Annotated in this window: 13 protein-coding genes; 5 read left to right on the top strand and 8 right to left on the bottom strand. The window is 66.3% G+C overall.

Annotated features, from left to right (window positions below; translation table 11 throughout):
* Positions 1 to 338: 338 nt before the first annotated feature.
* Positions 339 to 1,451 carry an NADH:flavin oxidoreductase/NADH oxidase gene (locus Q8R73_RS02420; RefSeq protein ID WP_305717960.1) on the top strand — a complete coding sequence of 371 codons (1,113 nt, stop codon included), beginning with the start codon at positions 339 to 341 and terminating at the stop codon, positions 1,449 to 1,451.
* Positions 1,452 to 1,550: 99 nt separating this feature from the next.
* Here Q8R73_RS02420 and Q8R73_RS02425 read toward each other — a convergent pair whose 3' ends face one another.
* The 6 genes from Q8R73_RS02425 to Q8R73_RS02450 form a co-directional block, all read right to left on the bottom strand.
* Complete coding sequence (locus Q8R73_RS02425; protein WP_305717961.1) at positions 1,551 to 3,287, bottom strand: methyl-accepting chemotaxis protein; 1,737 nt, start codon at positions 3,285 to 3,287, stop codon at positions 1,551 to 1,553.
* 185 nt (positions 3,288 to 3,472) lie between these two features.
* Positions 3,473 to 4,798 carry a DUF2235 domain-containing protein gene (locus Q8R73_RS02430; protein ID WP_305717962.1) on the bottom strand — a complete coding sequence of 442 codons (1,326 nt, stop codon included), beginning with the start codon at positions 4,796 to 4,798 and terminating at the stop codon, positions 3,473 to 3,475.
* Positions 4,799 to 4,957: 159 nt separating this feature from the next.
* Positions 4,958 to 6,400, bottom strand: a complete 1,443-nt coding sequence (locus tag Q8R73_RS02435; protein WP_305717963.1) for an amidohydrolase family protein — start codon at positions 6,398 to 6,400, stop codon at positions 4,958 to 4,960.
* Positions 6,401 to 6,683: 283 nt separating this feature from the next.
* Positions 6,684 to 7,709: an ABC transporter substrate-binding protein gene (locus tag Q8R73_RS02440; protein ID WP_305717964.1), complete on the bottom strand. Its 1,026-nt coding sequence runs from the start codon at positions 7,707 to 7,709 to the stop codon at positions 6,684 to 6,686.
* Positions 7,710 to 7,734: 25 nt separating this feature from the next.
* A complete protein-coding gene (locus tag Q8R73_RS02445; protein ID WP_305717965.1) occupies positions 7,735 to 8,511 on the bottom strand; it encodes an ABC transporter permease in 777 nt (258 codons plus the stop codon).
* Positions 8,504 to 9,379 carry an ABC transporter ATP-binding protein gene (locus tag Q8R73_RS02450; RefSeq protein ID WP_305717980.1) on the bottom strand — a complete coding sequence of 292 codons (876 nt, stop codon included), beginning with the start codon at positions 9,377 to 9,379 and terminating at the stop codon, positions 8,504 to 8,506. Before Q8R73_RS02450 ends, Q8R73_RS02445 begins: the two co-directional genes overlap by 8 nt.
* A gap of 208 nt (positions 9,380 to 9,587) precedes the next feature.
* Between Q8R73_RS02450 and Q8R73_RS02455 the strand changes: the two genes are divergently transcribed.
* A complete protein-coding gene (locus Q8R73_RS02455; RefSeq protein ID WP_305717966.1) occupies positions 9,588 to 10,346 on the top strand; it encodes a GntR family transcriptional regulator in 759 nt (252 codons plus the stop codon).
* Between the two features lie 128 nt (positions 10,347 to 10,474).
* Here the strand turns inward: Q8R73_RS02455 and Q8R73_RS02460 are convergent, their stop codons facing one another.
* Positions 10,475 to 10,894, bottom strand: a complete 420-nt coding sequence (locus tag Q8R73_RS02460; protein ID WP_305717967.1) for a nuclear transport factor 2 family protein — start codon at positions 10,892 to 10,894, stop codon at positions 10,475 to 10,477.
* A 111-nt stretch (positions 10,895 to 11,005) separates the two neighbouring features.
* On the opposite strand from Q8R73_RS02460, the gene Q8R73_RS02465 reads away from it, so the two are divergent.
* Positions 11,006 to 12,244: an amidohydrolase family protein gene (locus Q8R73_RS02465; protein ID WP_305717968.1), complete on the top strand. Its 1,239-nt coding sequence runs from the start codon at positions 11,006 to 11,008 to the stop codon at positions 12,242 to 12,244.
* Positions 12,245 to 12,709: 465 nt separating this feature from the next.
* On the opposite strand, the gene rpmB is transcribed toward Q8R73_RS02465, so the two are convergent.
* Positions 12,710 to 13,021 (bottom strand): 50S ribosomal protein L28, encoded by a 312-nt coding sequence (rpmB, locus tag Q8R73_RS02470; RefSeq protein WP_305717969.1) that lies wholly within the window; start codon positions 13,019 to 13,021, stop codon positions 12,710 to 12,712.
* A 333-nt stretch (positions 13,022 to 13,354) separates the two neighbouring features.
* On the opposite strand from rpmB, the gene Q8R73_RS02475 reads away from it, so the two are divergent.
* Positions 13,355 to 14,200 (top strand): DUF3108 domain-containing protein, encoded by an 846-nt coding sequence (locus Q8R73_RS02475; protein ID WP_371126012.1) that lies wholly within the window; start codon positions 13,355 to 13,357, stop codon positions 14,198 to 14,200.
* A 477-nt stretch (positions 14,201 to 14,677) separates the two neighbouring features.
* Entirely contained in the window at positions 14,678 to 18,220 is a 3,543-nt protein-coding gene (locus Q8R73_RS02480) for a helicase-related protein (RefSeq protein ID WP_305717970.1), read from the top strand.
* Positions 18,221 to 18,239 lie beyond the last annotated feature (19 nt).

Here is an 18,239-nt window from a genome sequence, read left to right on the forward strand (position 1 = left end):
GCGGACGGCATCAAGCCGACGGAATTCGGCGGCAGCAACGGCACGGCGGATATCGCGAAGGCGGTGATCGCGGCGCTTTAGGGACGACGGCGAGCGTAGCGCGATATCTCTCAACGTCGTCCCTGCGAACGCAGGGACCCATAACCACCGACGTTCATTGTCGCAGAAGGTGTCTGACACCGGTATCCAACCGGGAAGCCGCGGCGTATGGGTCCCTGCGTTCAGGGACGACGCGGTGGATGACCGCATAGCGCGGCAGCGATTCCGGCAGTTGGACATCGTCTCCACTGCCTCTACACTCCCGCAATCATTCCTCCCCCCATCCGGAAATCTCCCATATGAGCGCCCTGTTTTCCCCGATCACGCTGCGCGGCCTGACGCTTTCCAACCGCATCATGGTGGCGCCGATGTGCCAGTATTCCGCCGAGGACGGCGAGGCCAATGACTGGCACTTCACCCATATCAACTCGCTGGCGCTGTCGGGCGCGGCGGCCTTCTGCATCGAGGCGACCGCGGTCGAGCCGACCGGCCGCATCACGCCCGGCTGCCTCGGGCTGTGGAACGACGCCACCGAGGCCGCGCTGCGGCCGGTGATGGCTTCGGTACGCAAGCGTTCGAAGGCCGCCATCGTGATGCAACTCGCCCATGCCGGCCGCAAGGCCTCGAGCCACAAGCCGTGGGATGGCGGCCAGCTGATTCCGGTCGCCGAGGGCGGCTGGCAGGTCGAAGGCCCTTCCGAGGTGCCGCACAAGGAGGGCGAGGCTGCGCCGCGGGCGCTCGATGACGCCGGGCTGAAGCGGATCCGCGACGCCTTCGTCGCCGCGGCGCGGCGCACCGAACGGCTCGGCATCGACGCCATCGAGGTGCATTGCGCCCACGGCTACCTGCTGCATCAGTTTCTCTCGCCGATCGCCAACAGGCGTACCGATCAATATGGCGGCTCGCTCGAAAACCGCATGCGGTTTCCGCTCGAAGTGTTCGACGCGGTGCGCGCGGCGTTTCCCGACGACAAGCCGGTCGGCCTGCGGGTCTCCGCCACCGACTGGGTCGACGGCGGATGGGATATCTCGCAGACCATCGAATTCGCGCATCAGCTGAAAAAGCGCGGCGTCGACTGGATCGACGTGTCCTCCGGCGGCGTCTCCCCCTTGCAGAAAATCCCGCTCGGGCCCGGCTACCAGGTGCCGCTGGCGCAGGCGGTGAAGCAAGCCACCGGCGTGACCACGATGGCGGTCGGCCTGATCACGGAGGCGAAGCAGGCCGAGGAGATCGTCTCTTCCGGCAAGGCCGATATGGTGGCGCTGGCGCGCGGCATGCTCTACGACCCGCGCTGGGGCTGGCACGCCGCCGCCGAACTCGGCGGCGAGGTCTCGGCGCCGCCGCAATACTGGCGCTCGCAACCCTCGACCCAGAAGTCGCTGTTCGGCGCGACCACGTTCGGGACGCGGTAGTTTTCGTCATTGCGAGGAGCGAAGCGACGAAGCAATCCATCGAACCGCACAAGGAAAGAATGGATTGCTTCGCTGCGCTCGCAATGACGGAAAGCGCCCTTACGCCGCGCGCACGCTGTCCAGGAATCGTTCCACTTCGGTCTTCAAATGCGTGCTCACTTCGGCCAGATCTTTCGCCGATTTCAGCATCTGGCCCGACGTGGTCTCGGTCTCGATCGCGCCCCTGGCGACCTTCTCGATGTTGTCGGCGACGTCGAGCGTGCCGCCGGCGGCGGCTTCGACGCCTTGCGCGATGCTCTGGGTCGCGGTGCCCTGCTGCTCGACCGCCGATGAAATCGAGGTCGAGATCCCGCTGATGCGCTCGATGGTCAGGCCGATTGCCTTGATGGCGTTGACCGATTCTTCGGTGGCGTGCTGCATGTTGACGATGTGCGACGAGATCTCGTCGGTCGCCTTCGCGGTCTGGCCCGCCAGCGTCTTGACCTCCTGCGCCACCACGGCGAAGCCGCGGCCGGCATCGCCTGCGCGCGCCGCCTCGATCGTCGCATTGAGCGCCAGCAGGTTGGTCTGCTCGGCAATGGAAGTGATCAGCTTGACCACGTCGCCGATGCGGTCGCCGGCCGCCGTCAGTTCCGCCATCCGCTGGTCGGTGGCGTTGGCCTGCCGCACCGCATCGGTGGCGACGCCGTTGGATTCCTGAACCCGCCGGCTGATCTCGACGATCGATTGCGACAATTCGCTGGAAGCCGCCGCCGCGCTGCGGACATGCTCGGAAGCCTGGCGCGAGGCCTCGGCGGAGCGGCCCGACATTTCGGCGTTGGAATGCGCCGTCGCCGAAAGCCGTTGCGCGTCCTGCTCGAATCTCCCCGAGGAATTCAGCACCTGCTCGATGATGCCGCCGATCCGCCCGCGAAAATCGTCGACGAAACTGTTGAGCTCGGCCTTGCGCTGCGCCACTGCCTGCGCTTCGGCGTCGGCGCGTTCGCGCTCGAGCTGCTGGCGCTCGAGGCGGTTGTTCTTGAACACGTCGATGGTGCGGGCGATCGCGCCGATCTCGTCGTAGCGGCCGGCATGCTTCACCTCGATGTCGGTGCGGCCCTCGGCGAGCCCGGTCAGCGATTGCGTCACCGCCTTCAGGGGCCCGGTGACCCGGCGCACGATCAGCATGGTCATGCCGAGCACGATCAGGGCGGCGATGGCGGCGGCAAGGCCCATCGCCCACAGCGCCTGCGACAGCATGCCGTCGAGCTGCGCGGTGGGAATGCCGACGAAGACGAGGCCGATCACCTTGCCGGCGTCGCCGAACACCGGCTGGTAGGCGGTGACGAAGCGGCGGCCGAACAGCATCGCCGGACCCTTGTAGGCCTCGCCGCGGCGCACCACCGGCTGCGCCGGATGATCGGCCGCGAGCTGGGTGCCGACCGCGCGGTCGCCGTTTTCCTTTTTCACATTGGTGGTGCGGCGAACGAACTGCTTGCTGGCGTCGTCATAGACGAACAGCGTGGCGACGCCGCCGACATAACCGACCGCCCGGTCGACGATCCCATGATCGGAGAACTCAGGCATTTTGGCGATGTCGACGCGCTCGACCGTGCCGTCCTTCAGCCCGATCCTGGCATTGGAAAAACTTTCGCCGAAAGCGAGGCTCAGCGTGCGCAGATTGACCTCGATGTCGTTGAGCGCGCTCCGGTCGAAGTCGCGGCTCAGCGACCAGTAGCCGGCGCCCGCCACCAGCGCGGTATTGACCGCAATCAGCAGCGCCGCGCCCAGCACGGCCTTGGGCCCGAGATTGAGGCGCAGCAACGCAAAGCGGCTTCCCGTGATTCCAAACGCCATCCGGTATCTCCAAACAATCGGGCCTGACCGCAAAGCTCCATTTTTAAGCATTTTGTTTACCATTGGCTTAATGGATGTTCGTCGGACGGAATTTTCGGGAGGATGGGCGGGACTTCAGCGCGCCCCGCCCGGCCCTGAGGCCGGGACGGCAGTTGCGGATGTGGCGCTTGACGAACACGTCAGGGTTAAGCACCCACCCCGTCATCCTCCACGGCATCATCGGCCGACCCGGGGGCGGGCGGGGTCTCCATCGGCACTGGCGTGTAGCGCGCCGGCATGTTCACCGGCTGGTAAGTCTTGTCCTGCGCGATCTTGTCGATCACGGACTGGTGGATCAGCGCGCCCTCCGGAATCAACCGCGGCTCGGAACACGGAATGTAATAGCCGAACATCGATTTCCGCTCCGGCCATTCCTTGTACGTGTCCTTCTTCGGGAACGCCTCGAGCACGCGCCAGCCGGCGTTCATCGAATCGTGCGGCTGCCAGTCGCGGGACGCGGGATTGCCGGGATAGGGCAGGTAGTCCGGCGCGACATAGTTGAACGGGCTGTTCTTGCGCTTGCGGCCCCAGCCGAGCTGGTTGACGGTGCGGCGGTCGACCTTGAGGCCGTGCTTGACGGCTTCCTCGATCATCCACAGCAGCGGATATTTCGACAGCGCCGATTCCGCTTCCGGATAGCCGCCGCCAACATCGGAATGCACCCCGGCGAACCAGACCTGCACGCTGTCCTGGTCCTTCCAGGTGGATTCCGGCGCATAGCGGTGCGGCCGGAATTTGCCCGCGTCCCACGGCTGCGGCCGAAACATGCGGCGCCGCTCGTCGATCGAGATCGCCTGCCGGAAGATCTCGATGCTCGGATTTTCCCGGATGAAGGCCAGTTCCTCCAGGCTCCACGGGCTGAACTGCAGCTTGGCCGGATTGATCCGGTCCCAGCGCGGCACGATCACGCTGGCCACGGTGTCCCAGACCCCGACGAATTTGACGGTCGGCCATTTCACGCTGAGGATGCGCGCATATTGCGCCGCCGGGTCGTCCTTCTGGTCGGGGGCGACCTTGTCGGTCGAAAACTGCTTGTAGGCCGTCAGTCCCGAACCGGCGAGATTGTTCTGCGGCAGCGAGATCAGCCCGATCTTGTGGATCAGCGCCGCCAGCACCCGCACCGTGTAGGCGCCGCGCGAAAAGCCGAAAAGATAGATGTCGTCGCCCTCGCGGTGATTCTCGACGATGAACTGGTAGGAGGCAAGCACGTTGTCGTCGAGCCCGTAGCCGAACGCCAGCCCGATCACCAGATTGAAGTTCTGCTTGAATCGATGGAACGGGTCGGGCCGCTCCAGCGTGCCGACGCCGGGATCGTAGAACACCAGCTGGTTCGGATGCGTCTTCTCGGTCTTGCGCAGGGTCCGGTACAGCTTGAGGACGTTGGAAAGATTATCGGAGATTTCGTTGCCGGTGCCGTCGCAGCAGATGACGATGTGACGCTTTTCGCGGTTCGGTTCGGTGGTTTCGGTCATGGATATGGTATCCCCCAGAGATTGCGAGCAGGAGATTAGCTACTGGAAGGAGATATGAAAATAGGAGTGAGCGACGCTGTATGACTGCGCGCTGATCACACTATCGCGCGCTCGACGCCGCAGCTCTGCGATGGTGGATTCAATGGGTCTGGACTCGAATCACCCGCACCCCATCTGCCCCTCGAACCACCCACTCAGCGCCCCCTCCAGCGGACCCCACGCCCGTTGCAGCCCGCCGAACTGCTTGACCCCCTCGCGATACATCCCGCGCAATTCCCGCTCGATCGCGGGCAGATCGACGCCGACTACCTTGCCTTCGCGCACGATGGTTCGCCCGTCGACCACGACATCGCGCACCAGCGCGGCGTTGCCGCGGGCGAACAACAGCTGCAGCGGGTCGACGTCCAGAAAAGCGTCGCGGTCGAGGCGGTCGAGGTCGAGCACTACGAAATCGGCCGCCGCGCCCGGCGCGAGTTCGCCGGGGCCGGGGGCGCCGGTGGCGGCGCGGCCGTTGCGGATGGCGAGGCCCAGGAATTCGGGGCGGGTCCAGGTGCGCTTGAAGCCGAGGCCGCCATGGGCGAGTTGCACGAGACGCATCTCGCGGATCACGTCGTCGTCCTCGTCGAGCGCGAGGCCATCGACGCCGACCGCGATGGCGCAGCCGCATCGGTGCGCGGCGGCGATCGGGGCGAGGCCGGAATGCAGATGCAGGTTGGACGAGAAATTGGTGACGAGGCGCGCGCCGGAGGCGGCGATCATCTCCAACTCGTCCGGCCGGGCGTGGATGCCATGGGCCAGCGTCAGCCGCGGCGACAGCAGGCCGATGTCGCGGAGCCAGCGCACGACGCCATCGGGGAAGTTCTGGTCGGCCCAGGCGCGCTGGTAGATGGTCTCCAGCAGATGCATGTGGACGCGGCGGCCGGTCCGGGCGGAGTTCTCGGCGATGGCTTCCAGCAGCTGACGCGAGCACCATTGCACGCCGGCCGGGCCGAACTGCACGTCGATCGTCGGGCCTGATATTTCCGACGCGATGGTCTCGGTCAGCTCGATATAGTCGCGCGGCGACATCGCGGGGCGCACGAACAGTTGCTCGATGCTGCCGCGGTCCTCGGCGGAGAGGGCGGACAGCACCGGTTCGCCGTCGCCATAGACCACCGGGTTCCGGTCGCGCACCGCCAGCGCGAAGGCGATGCGGATGCCGACATCGCCGGCGGCGCGGGCGATCTCCTTGGCTTCCGCCACCAGCGGCAGTTTGTCGCTCGGTCTGGTGTAATGGATCATCATGGCGCCGCAGCCCGCGCGCGCCGAGCGCGCCATCGCCGAGGCGGCGGCGAGGTAGGCGTCGGGCGGCGTACCCATCGCGGAGCGCAGGATCCAGCTCTCCAGCGGCATGTCGACGGCGCCGAACGATGAGGCGGTCGGGCGGGCGTGATCGTGGGCGTTGACGAAGGCGGGGATGACAAAGCTGCGGGGTGCCGGTGACGCAGCAGCGGCGGGCTCGATCGAGGTAATGATGCCGGCCTCGTGCCGCAGCACGACGTTGTGCAGGATGCCGCGGTCGGGGCCGGCGAACAGGGCGTTTGCTGTTACTTCAGTGGCCATGATGCGGGGATCCCTTCGCTTCCTGCTCCCCTCCTCCCACGCGCCCTTGCGCGTGGTGGGGAGGGGTCGGGGGTGGGGGGTGCCTAACGCAAACGCGCTGAGAATCGTATGCGCAAACTTGTTGACAGTTGTCCAAGCCGATAGACCCCCCACCCCCGACCCCTCCCCACCGCTGCGCCCGCCTTCGCCAAACGGCTTCGGCGGACACAGCGGGAGGAGGGGAGAAGAAACGCCAGCGCGCCGGGGAGGGAGAAAAAGCTACAGCGCGCAGGGGAGAAGAAGATCAATTCGCCGTATACACCAGCTCCCGATCCTTGCGCGGCGGCAGGAATTCGCGGGAGAACACTTCGGCCGGCGTGGGGGCGCGGGCGAGCTGGTAGCCCTCGACCACGATGCCGATGGCGCGGGCCATGCGGTCGTCCTTGACGTCGCCGACGCCGATCTCCTTCATCTCGGGCGAGACGATCAGTTTCTCGTAGGAGAACTGCAGCCGGCGCTTCTCGACCTCGGCGTTGATCATGTTGTCGAAGGCGACCGTCGCCTTCATGCCGGCGTTCTGGTCTTTTGCAACGGCGATCACCGCCTTGTTGACGGCGCGGACCAGGCCCGCCACCGCCTTCGGGTTCGAGGCCAGCAGCTTCTTCGACACCATCATGCCGTTGGAATAGAGATCGAGGCCGTAATCGCCGAACGAGAACCAGTTGAAATCCTTGTCGGGATCCTGCCGGTTCAGCACCAGGTTGAAGTAGCTGGTGATGTTGAACACCAGCGCGCCGTCGATGTCGCCCTTGATCAGCATCGGCTCCTGCAGGTTCGGCGCCATGTTGGAGATCTTGATCTTGGCGTTGTCCAGCCCGTTCTTGCGGGCGAATACCGGCAACAGCCGCGTGGTCGGCGTGCCCTGCGCGCCGCCCAAGGTATGGGTCTCGAAATCCTTGATGGTCTTGATGCCGCCGCTCTTCTTGGCGACGATCGCAAAGGGCGGCTGGTTCCAGATCATGTAGACCATCACCGGCGCGTCGGCCGGCCTTGTCGAGGCGTTCTGGATGATGGCGTTCATGTCGCCGAAGCCGGCGTCATAGGCGCCGGACATCACCCGCGTCACCGTGGCGCCGGAGCCTTCGCCCTGGTCGATCACGACGTTGAGGCCTTCCTCCTTGAAGAAGCCGTTGTCCCTGGCATAGAAGAACGCGGCGTCGCTGCCCTGCGTCTTCCAGCCCAGCGTGAATTTTATCGTGGTTTCCTGCGCCGCGGCGGTGCCCGCCAACAGCAGCATTCCGAGCAGTGCGGCGCTTGTTCTCTTCAGCATGGTCGATCTCCTCAACGGGTGACGATTAGGTGGTGATCAGGTCGTTCTTGCGGGTGGCCCAGCCGGTGACGCGGCCCTCGATGACGGCGAAGATGGCGTAGAGCGCGACGCCGAGGGCGGCGAGCACGAACAGCCCGGCGAACACCAGCGGCACGTTGAAATTCGACGACGCGGTCATCATGACGTTGCCGATGCCGCGGTTGGAGGCGACGGTCTCCGACAGCACCGCGCCGACGAAGGCGTAGGAGATCGCGACCTTCAGCGAGGCGAAGAAGAACGGCATGGTGCGGGGCAGGCCGACATTCCACAGGATGTCGAACTTGCTGGCGCCGAGCGCCTTCAGCACGTCTTCCAGTTCGGGTTCGGTGGTGGCGAGGCCGGTGGCGATGTTGACCACGATCGGGAAGAAGCAGATCGACAGCGCGGTCAGCACCGCCGGCACCGAGCCGGAGCCGAACCACAGCACGAAGATCGGCACCAGCGCCACCTTGGGGATCGAGGAGAAGCCGACCAGCAGCGGATAGGCGGTGTCATACGCGGTCTTCGACACCCCGATGATGGCGCCGAGCACGACGCCGAGCACCACGCCCAGCACGAATCCGATCATGGTGGTCGCCAGCGTCTGCAGTATATGCGGCCACAGCAGCGGGAATTTGTCGATCAGGGTGGCGACGATCTGCGACGGGCGCGGCAGAACCAGGTCGGACATGCCGGTGACCAGGCAGAACAGTTCCCAGCCGACGAAGAACAGCACGATCAGTCCGATCGACCAGGCCTTCTGGCGGTAATCGAGTTCAGGCATGGTCGGCTCCCGCGGGTCTGGAGTTGCCGTGTTCGCCGACGATGAATTCGCGCAGGCGCTGGTTCAGCGCGACGAATTCCGGCTCGAACGTCATCGCAACCGTGCGCGGGCGCGCGAAGGCGACATGACGGTCGTCGAGGATGCGGCCCGGCCGCGCGCTCATCACGCAGATGCGGCTGGCGAGGAAGCCGGCTTCGCGCAGATCGTGGGTGACCAGCAGCACGGTCGGCCGGTGCAGGATCCACAGCTCCTGCAGGATCGACCACAGCTCTTCACGGGTGAACTGGTCGAGCGCGCCGAACGGTTCGTCGAGCAGCAGCATGCGCGGCTCGTGGATCAGCGCGCGGCACAGATTGGCCCGCTGCAGCATGCCGCCGGAGAGCTGCCATGGAAAGCGGCGCCCGAAACCTTTCAGGCCGACCTGCTCCAGCAGCGCATTGGCCTTGTCGCGGAACGTGGTGCGCTTGAGTTTCGCGAACTGCGACCGGTACGGCTCCACGATCTTCAGCGGCAGCATGATGTTCTGCTCGATCGTCAGCCACGGCAGCATGGTCGGATTCTGGAACGCCATGCCGATCCGCAAGGCCTTGGCCGCGACCTCGCGGCCGCCGAGGATGACGACGCCGGTCGAGGGCTGCACCAGCCCCGCCACCAGCCGCAGGATGGTCGACTTGCCGCAGCCGGACGGCCCGACCAAAGCGACGAATTCGCCGTCGCCGATCTTCAGGCTGGTGGTGGCGAGCGCCGGCACGGCGCGGTCGCCTCGGCCGAAGGTGACCGAGACGTCCGACAGTTCGATCGCGACCGGCGCGTCCGGGCCGGTCGCGGATGAAACGGGGCTGCCGGCGAAGGCCGGGCTTGGCTGCATGCGCATCATGAAGCCAAGTGCATGCAAGCCGGATGCCAGCGGCTTCCGGCGATTTCCGCCTGCGAATCCAGCAGGGCACTACGGGACGCCGGATTCGAATTAGGCAATTGCAGCGGCAAAGTGCATGCAATTGAGGCGGCGAGATCGCGGGTGACTGTGATATGGAACTGCGCATAGACAAGGACGCATCGTCCTCCAGGGATTCGCCATGGCGCCGCGCGCGGCCCCCAAATCCGCCGAATCGTCCGACAAGGTCGGCGTCATCTGCCGCGCGCTGCGCCGCGCCATCATCGAGCAGGCGCTGGAGCCCGGCGCCAAGCTGCCGGAGGATTCGCTGGGAGAAAGGTTCGGCGTCAGCCGCACCATCGCCCGCCATGCGCTGGGACAGCTCGCCGCCGAAGGCCTGGTCGAACTGCGCCGCAACCGCATCGCCGTGGTGGCGACGCCGAGCTGGCAGGAAGCCCGCGACGCCTTCGATATCCGGATCGAACTCGAGCGCCTCGTGGTGCGCCAGCTCGCCGGCAAGCTGACCAAAGCGCAGGTCGCCGCGCTCAACGCCCATGTCGATGCCGAGGATGCCGCGCGCGGCGGCAGCGATGCGGTCTCGATCCGGCTTGCCACCGAATTCCATATCCTGCTCGCCAGCATGACCAACAGCCCGATCCTGGTGCGCTATGTCAGCGAGGTGGCCTATCGCTGCTGCCTGACGCTGTCGCTCTACAGCCGGCCGCATTCCAGTGAATGCGGCGTCACCGAACATCGCGCCATCATCGCCGCCCTCGTGAAGGGCGACGAAGCCAAAGTGATGGGGCTGATGCACAGCCATCTCGATTCGGTTGCCACCCGCGCGCTGGTAGCCCCCGCGCCGCAGCGCGGCCGCGATCTGCTGGATATTCTCGCGCCCTATGCCGAGGACGATGGCGGCGAGCGGGTGGTGAAGATGGCGAAGGCGGTAAGGGCGCGGTAGGTCCCCACCGTCATTCCGGGGCGATGCGAAGCATCGAACCCGGAATCCCGAGATTGTACATTCACATTCGTCGCTCGAGATTCCGGGTTCGCGCTAACGCGCGCCCCGGAATGACGATGAACTTTTTGCTACGCCACGATCCCCCTGTTCACCAAAATCCGCTCGGCGCTGTCGTTCCACACGTCCATCTTGACGATCAGCCCGTCCCGCACCACGAAGCGGTCGACGTAGCGGTTGCCTTCGAACGGCGTGCCGTCGATCCATTCGCCATGCAGCGTCCCGACCGAATAGACCACCGTCTCCTCCGCGCCGGGACAGACGTCGAAGCGGTCCATCTTCTTCTTCACCCAGCGGTAGCGCGCGGCGTTGAAGCCGGTCGGCCCGCGCGGATGGTCGAATTCCCGCCCGCCGGTGAAGGTGATGATGGTGCCGGGCTTCATGTAGGCGGCCGCGGCGTCGGGATCCGGGATCATCGACGCGGTCAGGTAGGCCTCGACGATTTCGGCATCGCTCGGTTTTTTCGGTTCGGCTTTGGCGGCGAAGGACATCGGCAGACCCCTTTCGAATTCCGGAATACTACAATCCGGCACCCAAATTGCATGCACATAATTTGAACAATCCATGCCCAGCCTGCACACAGTCCGGAGCCGCCGTCGCCGATGACCACGAAAACCGCCTTCGACCTGATCTTCCGCCGCGCGGTGACGCCGGCGTTCGCCACGCCGGTCGATATCGGCGTCGCCGCCGGCCGCATCGCCGCGATCGCGCCGCAACTCGCCTCGGAAGCCCGCGAAATCCGCTGCGACGGCAGGCTGGTGCTTTCCGGCTTCGTCGATACCCACATCCACCTCGACAAGGCCTGCCTGCTCGGCCGCTGCGGCCACCGCCATGGTAGCCTCAGTGAGGCGATCCAGGCGGTCGCCGCCATGAAGCGCGATTTCACCGTCGAGGACGTTTATGCGCGCGGCGCCGGCGTGCTGGAGCGCGCGATCGTCGCCGGCACCACGCGGATGCGCACCCATGTCGAGATCGATCCGCGGATCGGGCTGCGCGGGTTCGAGGCGGTCAAGGCGCTGAAGCGCGATTACGCCTGGGCGATCGATCTCGAACTCTGCGTGTTTCCGCAGGAAGGCCTGACCAACGATCCCGGCGCGGAGGAACTGCTGGTCGCGGCGCTGCGCGACGGCGGCGCGGCGATCGGCGGCTGTCCCTATATGGACACCGACCCGATGGCGCATCTGGAAAAGCTGTTCGACCTCGCGCGGGACTTCGACGTCGATGTCGACCTGCATCTCGATTTCGACCTCGATCCCTCGTGGTGGCATCTCGACGAGGTCTGCCGCCAGGCCGAGCGCCGCAACTGGCAGGGCCGCGTCGCCATCGGCCATGCGACCAAACTGTCGGCACTGCCGCCGGCCGAATTCGACGCCGCCGCGGCAAAACTGTCGCGCGCCGGCGTCGCCGTCACCGTGCTGCCCGCCACCGACCTCTATCTGATGGGCCGCGACACGACCCACAATGTGCCGCGCGGCCTCACTTTGGCGCACAGGCTGGTCGAGCGCGGCGTCGTCTGCTCGGTCGCCACCAACAACGTGCAAAATCCCTTCACCCCGTTCGGCGACGCCTCGCTGCTGCGGATGGCGAACTTCTACGCCAACCTCGCCCAGGCCGGCATCGGCGAATTCGACGCCTGCCTCGACCTCGTGACCAGCCTGCCCGCGCGCCTGATGAATTTGCGCGACTACGGCATCGCGCCCGGCAACCCCGCCGACCTCGTCGTGCTCGACACCGCCAGCCCGCAAGGCGCCATCGCCGAACTGCCCGACGTGCTGATGGGATTCAAGAACGGCCGGCAGGTGTTCGAGCGGCAGAAGGCGGTGCTGATACGGCCGGGGTGAGGCGCAAATCTCTCAACGTCGGATGCACCAATCTCTCAACGTCGGATGCACAATCTCTCAACGTCGTCCCTGCGAACGCAGGGACCCATAATCCCGGACGCCAGTCGTTGCCGTGGTCCGTAGCCCGGTACGGACCTTTCATGGTTCGAGACGCGTGGCGTTGCCGCACGCGTCACCATGACGATTTTCCCCTTTTGGGGGCGCACCCGGACGATGGAGAATTTCCTTCTCCTGCCTCTGATTCAGAGTAGAAAAAGCCCCGTAATTCCAAATACTTCCTTTCTGTGCATGGGGTTGTTTTCGACCTTTTTTGTTTTGGGCCCTGGCCACGCGCCCCCGGTGGCTCGCTTTGACGGGTGCGGGCCTTCCATCCCCGCAACGCCCCAAACGAAAACGACCGGGTCTTTCGACCCGGCCGCTTCCAAATTCCAGTCCGCTAAAATCAGGCTTCCGCCCGGCGCCCGCTCAGCTTGCCGCGGCTTCCGGCGCCGCCGTGCTGGCGATCTTCTTTTCGATCGCCTTCTTCAGGAGCAGCGCCTTCGGCGACAGTTCGGGGCCCTTGGCCTTGAGCATGAAGGCATCAAAACCGCCGCGGTGGTCGACCGACTTGATGGCGTTGGTCGAGACGCGCAGGCGCACGTTGCGGCCGAGCGCGTCCGAGATGAAGGTGACGTTGCACAGGTTCGGCAGGAACCGGCGCTTGGTCTTGATGTTGGAGTGGCTCACCTTGTGGCCCACCATGGGGCCCTTGGCCGTCAGTTCGCAGCGCCGGGACATCGTGCAAAATCCTCTTCCATCCCCGGCCCATCCGTCAGCCCTTGCGGGGCGCGGCGCGGGGGTTCAAATTCACGTCCATTTCAGGAACCGCGGACGTATAGGGTGAGAGCGGCGGGGCGTCAAGGTTTTGCGGCCGAAAGATCGGGCCGAACCGGGCGGAAAGGCCTGTTCGCAAAGGCATTCGGGACGGTTTCGCCATCATATATTCGGCGTATTCGCCGCCGACATCAGGGTGTCCGGGCGCAGATGCATTGCTCGCGGGATTTTATGGCCTAAATGATACATGCACTGCGCCGAGTTGAGGACCGCCCTTCCGTGACCACCATCAGCATGATGTCGCCCCGGCCGGCCGGATTTCCGCTGTGGGCGCTGGGCGGGCTGTGCGCCCTGATCCTGTCCGGCGCGCCGTCCTCCGGCTTGGCGCAGGGACGGCTGGATGCGCGCTACGAGGCGACGCTGTCGGGGATTCCCGTCGGCAAGGGCGCCTGGAACATCGAAATATCCGACGATTCGTTTTCCGCCTCCGCCTCCGGCGGCACCTCGGGGCTGCTGAAGGCGTTTTCCGGCGGCTCCGGCACCGGCGCGGCGCAGGGCCGGGTGGTGGCGGGCGCGCTGGTCGCGACCAATTACTCGGCTTCGACCACGACCGCGAAAAAGAAAGAAGCCATCCGCATGGTGCTGACCAGCGGCTTCATCAAGGAATTCGTCATCGAGCCGGAACCGCCGGTCGATGCCGACCGGCTGCCGGTCACCGACGCGCATCGCCGCGGCGTCTACGATCCGATGACGGGATCGATGCTGCGGGTGCCCGGCACGGCCGATCCGCTGACGCCGGAGGCCTGCCGCGTCAGCGCCGGGATTTTCGACGGCCGCATGCGCTACGACCTGAAACTCGATTTCAAGCGGATGGAAACCGTGAAGGCCGAGAAGGGCTATCAAGGCCCGGTGGTGGTCTGCGCGGTGTATTTCACGCCGGTCGCCGGCTACATCCCGGACCGCCCCGTCATCAAATACCTCGCCGCCCAGCGCAATATCGAGATCGCCTTCGCGCCGGTCGCGGGAACCCGCATCCTGGTGCCGTTCTGGATGAAGATCCCGACCCCGCTCGGCCCCGCCATGCTGGAGGCCACCCAGTTCATCACCACCGCGACGCCGCCGCGGGTCGCGAAGACGCAGTAGATGTCGCTTTTCTTCCCTTCTCCCCTTGTGGGAGAAGGTGGCAGCCGAAGGCTGCCGGATGAGGGGTTCTCTCCGCGGGCAATTTATCCGCTGAGCCAACCCCTCACCCAAGCGAGTTCGTTGCCGATGGCGGTGATGCCCTCTCCCACAGGGGGAGAGGGCGATGCGACCGGCGCCGGCGAAGCGAGCACCGACTCATCGCTTGACTCTTGCCCGCTTCTGATTCGACTCCACGTTGTCTCGCGCCTTAAGGATTTCACCGCCATTCGCTCGCTTGTGACGCCGCGCCAAACTTGATCTAGTGCCGCGAGGAGGTGCTGTGCCGAGATGTTGCGGTGAACGGATCAGCATTGGGAGTGAGTCAGCGATTCGGGCGCGATTCGTTCCGGACTCGTTCCAGAACTTAAACCAGCGACCCCGGACGTCGCATTGTGATACAGCCCTCAAACGCCGGCCGACGCAGAAACCCAATAAAATATGGCCTTTTCGTCATTCTCGTCCAACCAGGCGCATGACCGCGCCCCCGGCGCCGGCGTCACCGCGGTGCTCGGGCCGACCAACACCGGCAAGACCCATCTGGCGATCGAGCGGATGGTGGCGCATTCGTCGGGGATCATCGGCCTGCCGCTGCGCCTGTTGGCGCGCGAGGTCTACAACAAGATCGTCGACCGGGTCGGCGTCGATCTGGTGGCGCTGATCACAGGCGAGGAGAAGATCAAGCCGCCGAAGGCGCGCTACTGGGTCTCCACCGTGGAGGCGATGCCGCGGGATCTCGACGTCTCGTTTCTCGCGGTCGATGAAATCCAGATCGCCGCCGATCTCGAGCGCGGCCATGTCTTCACCGACCGCATCCTGCACCGGCGCGGCCGCGACGAGACGCTGCTGCTCGGCGCCGCCACCATGCGCCCGATCATCGAGCGGCTGTTGCCCGGCGCCTCCATCGTCACCCGGCCGCGGCTGTCGCAACTGGAATTCTCCGGCGACCGCAAATTGACGCGGCAGCCGCGGCGCACCGCGATCGTCGCGTTCTCGGCCGACGAGGTCTACGCGATCGCCGAACTGATCAAGCGCCAGCATGGCGGCGCCGCAGTGGTGCTGGGCTCGCTGTCGCCCCGCACCCGCAACGCCCAGGTGGCGATGTTCCAGTCCGGCGACGTGGATTACCTGGTCGCGACCGATGCCGTCGGCATGGGCCTCAACCTCGACGTCGACCACGTCGCCTTCGCCTCCGACCGCAAATATGACGGCTACCAGTTCCGCCGGCTGAACCCGTCTGAATTCGCGCAGATCGCCGGCCGCGCCGGGCGCGCCACCCGCGACGGCACGTTCGGCACGACGGCCCGCTGCGCGCCGTTCGAGCCGGAACTGGTCAATGCGCTGCAGAATCACAGCTTCGAGAGCGTAAAAGTGCTGCAATGGCGCAATTCGAAGCTAGATTTTTCCTCGCTGGGAAGCCTGCAGGTGTCGCTGGCGCTGTCGCCGACCCATGACGCGCTGACGCGGGCGCCGATCGCCGAGGATTTGCGCGTGCTCGATCATGCCGCGCGCGATGCCGAGGTCCGCGAGATGGCGCAAGGCGCCGTCGCCGTCGAGCGGCTGTGGGACGCCTGCCAGATTCCGGACTACCGCAAGATCGCGCCGGCGGCGCATGCGGAACTGGTGACCACCCTGTTCGGCTTCCTGATGAAGAAGGGCCGGATCCCGGATGCCTGGTTCGCCGCCCAGGTCGACCAGGCCGACCGCGTCACCGGCGATATCGACACCCTGTCGGGCCGGATCGCGCAGATCCGGACCTGGACCTTTGTGGCAAATCGTCCCGATTGGCTGGCGGACCCCGAACATTGGCAGGGAATCGCGCGAGAAGTCGAAAATAAACTGTCAGATGCCCTGCATGAACGGCTCACGGAACGTTTCGTTGATCGCCGTACCAGTGTATTGATGCGCCGCCTGCGGGAGAACAGCGTTTTGAATACTGAAATCGGCAAGACCGGCGAAGTGATCGTAGAAGGCCATGTGATCGGCCGGCTCGACGGATTTACCTTCGCCCCCGACGCCGCGGAAGCCGGCTCCGACGCCAAGGCCCTGCAGGCCACCGCGCTGAAGGCGCTGGGCGGCGAGATCGATGCGCGCGCCGAGAAACTCGCCGCCGCGCCCGACGAGCAGTTCGTGCTGACCTCGGACGGCACCATCCGCTGGACCGGCGATGCGGTGGCGCGGCTGGTGGCGGCCGACGACGCGCTGCATCCGCGGCTGCGCATCATTTCCGATGACCGGCTGGCCGGCGCGCCGCGCGAGGCGGTGCAGACCCGGCTCGATCTGTGGCTGAAGACGCATGTCGAAAAGCTGCTGGGACCGCTGTTCGACCTGCAAAAGGCCGAGGACATCACCGGCATTGCGCGCGGCATCGCGTTCCAGCTGATCGAGGCGCTCGGCGTGCTGGAGCGGCAGAAGATCGCCACCGAGATGAAGGATCTCGACCAGCCGTCGCGCGCCACCTTGCGCAAATACGGCGTGCGCTTCGGCGCCTATCACATCTACATCCCGGCGCTGCTGAAGCCGGCGGCGCGCGCGCTGGCCTCGCTGCTGTGGGCCGAGAAGCAGAGCAATGTCGACATGTCGGCGCTGTCGGGCGCGCAGCATCTGGCCGGAAGCGGACGCACCTCGTTCCCGGTCGACAAGTCGCTCGACCGCGACGCCTATCGCGTGCTCGGCTACCGGCAATGCGGCGAGCGCGCGGTGCGGGTCGATATTCTGGAGCGCCTCGCCGACCTGATTCGCCCCGCGCTGTCCTGGCGCGAGGCTTCGCCGGGGACGAAACCGGCCGGCGCGTTCGATGGCCGCGGCTTCGTGGTGACGCAGGCGATGACCTCGCTGACCGGCTCCGCCGGCGAGGATTTCGCCTCGATCCTGCGCGCGCTCGGCTATCGCATGGAGAAGAAGGCGCCGCTGCCGCCGAAGCCCGAGGTGGTCGAAACGCCTGCGGCCGGGCCGGCTGCAGCGGAAGCAACTTCCGAGGTCGTGACGGATAGCGCCGAAGCGGCCCAGCCCGGCAGCGATGTCGCGCCGGCCGCCGATGATGCGGCCACGCCGTCGGCAACGCTGCTGCCCGACATCGCTTTCTCGCCGCCCGCGCCCGAACCGGCCGAGCCCGTGGCCGTCGAGGCCGTGCCGCCGGAACCGGTGGCCGTGGTGGAAGCTGCTGAAGCACCCGCGGTGGAAACGGTCGAAGCTCCCGTGGCGGAAGCCGTTGAAGCTCCCGAGGCGGAGACAGTGGAAGCTCCCGCCGCGGAGGCTGTCGAGGCTGCCGCTGCGGAGGCGCCGCCGGAACAAGCCGCCGCTGAAAGCGTGACGGAGGCCGTGGCCGATGGCGACGCCGTCGCGGCGGACAGTGCCGCAGCCGCACCTGAAGGCGCAGCCGTCCCTGAAATGGTCGAGGTCTGGCGGCCCGGTGGGCGTTCCGAAGAGCGCCGGCCGCGTCACGATCGCAACCGTCCGCGCCATCACGATCGTCCGGCGCAAGGCGCGGACGCTGCCGCCGTCCCGGGCGAAGCCGGCGACGCCGCCAAAGGCGAGCGGCATCGCCGCGGACGGCGCGACCGCAAGCCCGGTTTCCACAAGCCGCACAGCGATGCACCGCCGGCCGAAGGCGCGACGGCGGCCGTGGCCGCCGATGCCGCGCCGGCAAGCCCGCCGCGCGAGGACCGGGGCAACCGGCCGCCGCGCGAGCGTTTTCAGGGCAAGGGCAGGGACAACGACCGGCAAGGAAAATCTGAAGGAAAATCTGAAGGCAAGCCGCAGGACCGGCCGCCGGGCAAGTTCGGTGGCGGGCGCGACCGCGACAAGGGCGGGCGCGACAAGGGCGGCTTCGGTGGCAAGGGCGGCCGCGACAGCGGCCCGTCACACCGGCAGTGGGCCACCAGCGCCGCGCCGCGCGAGCGCGACCGGCCGGCCGATCCGAATTCGCCATTCGCAAAGCTGGCGGCGCTCAAGGAACAGCTCGCCGCCAACCGCAAGGACTGATCCCTGTCCCGATGGTGTT

It is taken from the genome of Bradyrhizobium sp. (assembly GCF_030697065.1).
GTDB lineage: Bacteria > Pseudomonadota > Alphaproteobacteria > Rhizobiales > Xanthobacteraceae > Bradyrhizobium.

Coding starts and splice junctions, on each gene's coding strand:
- Q8R73_RS02420 (WP_305717960.1), top strand. CDS start 339: ATGAGCGCCCTGTTTTCCCCGATCACGCTGCGCGGCCTGACGCTTTCC.
- Q8R73_RS02425 (WP_305717961.1), bottom strand. CDS start 3,287: ATGGCGTTTGGAATCACGGGAAGCCGCTTTGCGTTGCTGCGCCTCAAT.
- Q8R73_RS02430 (WP_305717962.1), bottom strand. CDS start 4,798: ATGACCGAAACCACCGAACCGAACCGCGAAAAGCGTCACATCGTCATC.
- Q8R73_RS02435 (WP_305717963.1), bottom strand. CDS start 6,400: ATGGCCACTGAAGTAACAGCAAACGCCCTGTTCGCCGGCCCCGACCGC.
- Q8R73_RS02440 (WP_305717964.1), bottom strand. CDS start 7,709: ATGCTGAAGAGAACAAGCGCCGCACTGCTCGGAATGCTGCTGTTGGCG.
- Q8R73_RS02445 (WP_305717965.1), bottom strand. CDS start 8,511: ATGCCTGAACTCGATTACCGCCAGAAGGCCTGGTCGATCGGACTGATC.
- Q8R73_RS02450 (WP_305717980.1), bottom strand. CDS start 9,379: ATGCAGCCAAGCCCGGCCTTCGCCGGCAGCCCCGTTTCATCCGCGACC.
- Q8R73_RS02455 (WP_305717966.1), top strand. CDS start 9,588: ATGGCGCCGCGCGCGGCCCCCAAATCCGCCGAATCGTCCGACAAGGTC.
- Q8R73_RS02460 (WP_305717967.1), bottom strand. CDS start 10,894: ATGTCCTTCGCCGCCAAAGCCGAACCGAAAAAACCGAGCGATGCCGAA.
- Q8R73_RS02465 (WP_305717968.1), top strand. CDS start 11,006: ATGACCACGAAAACCGCCTTCGACCTGATCTTCCGCCGCGCGGTGACG.
- rpmB (WP_305717969.1), bottom strand. CDS start 13,021: ATGTCCCGGCGCTGCGAACTGACGGCCAAGGGCCCCATGGTGGGCCAC.
- Q8R73_RS02475 (WP_371126012.1), top strand. CDS start 13,355: ATGTCGCCCCGGCCGGCCGGATTTCCGCTGTGGGCGCTGGGCGGGCTG.
- Q8R73_RS02480 (WP_305717970.1), top strand. CDS start 14,678: ATGGCCTTTTCGTCATTCTCGTCCAACCAGGCGCATGACCGCGCCCCC.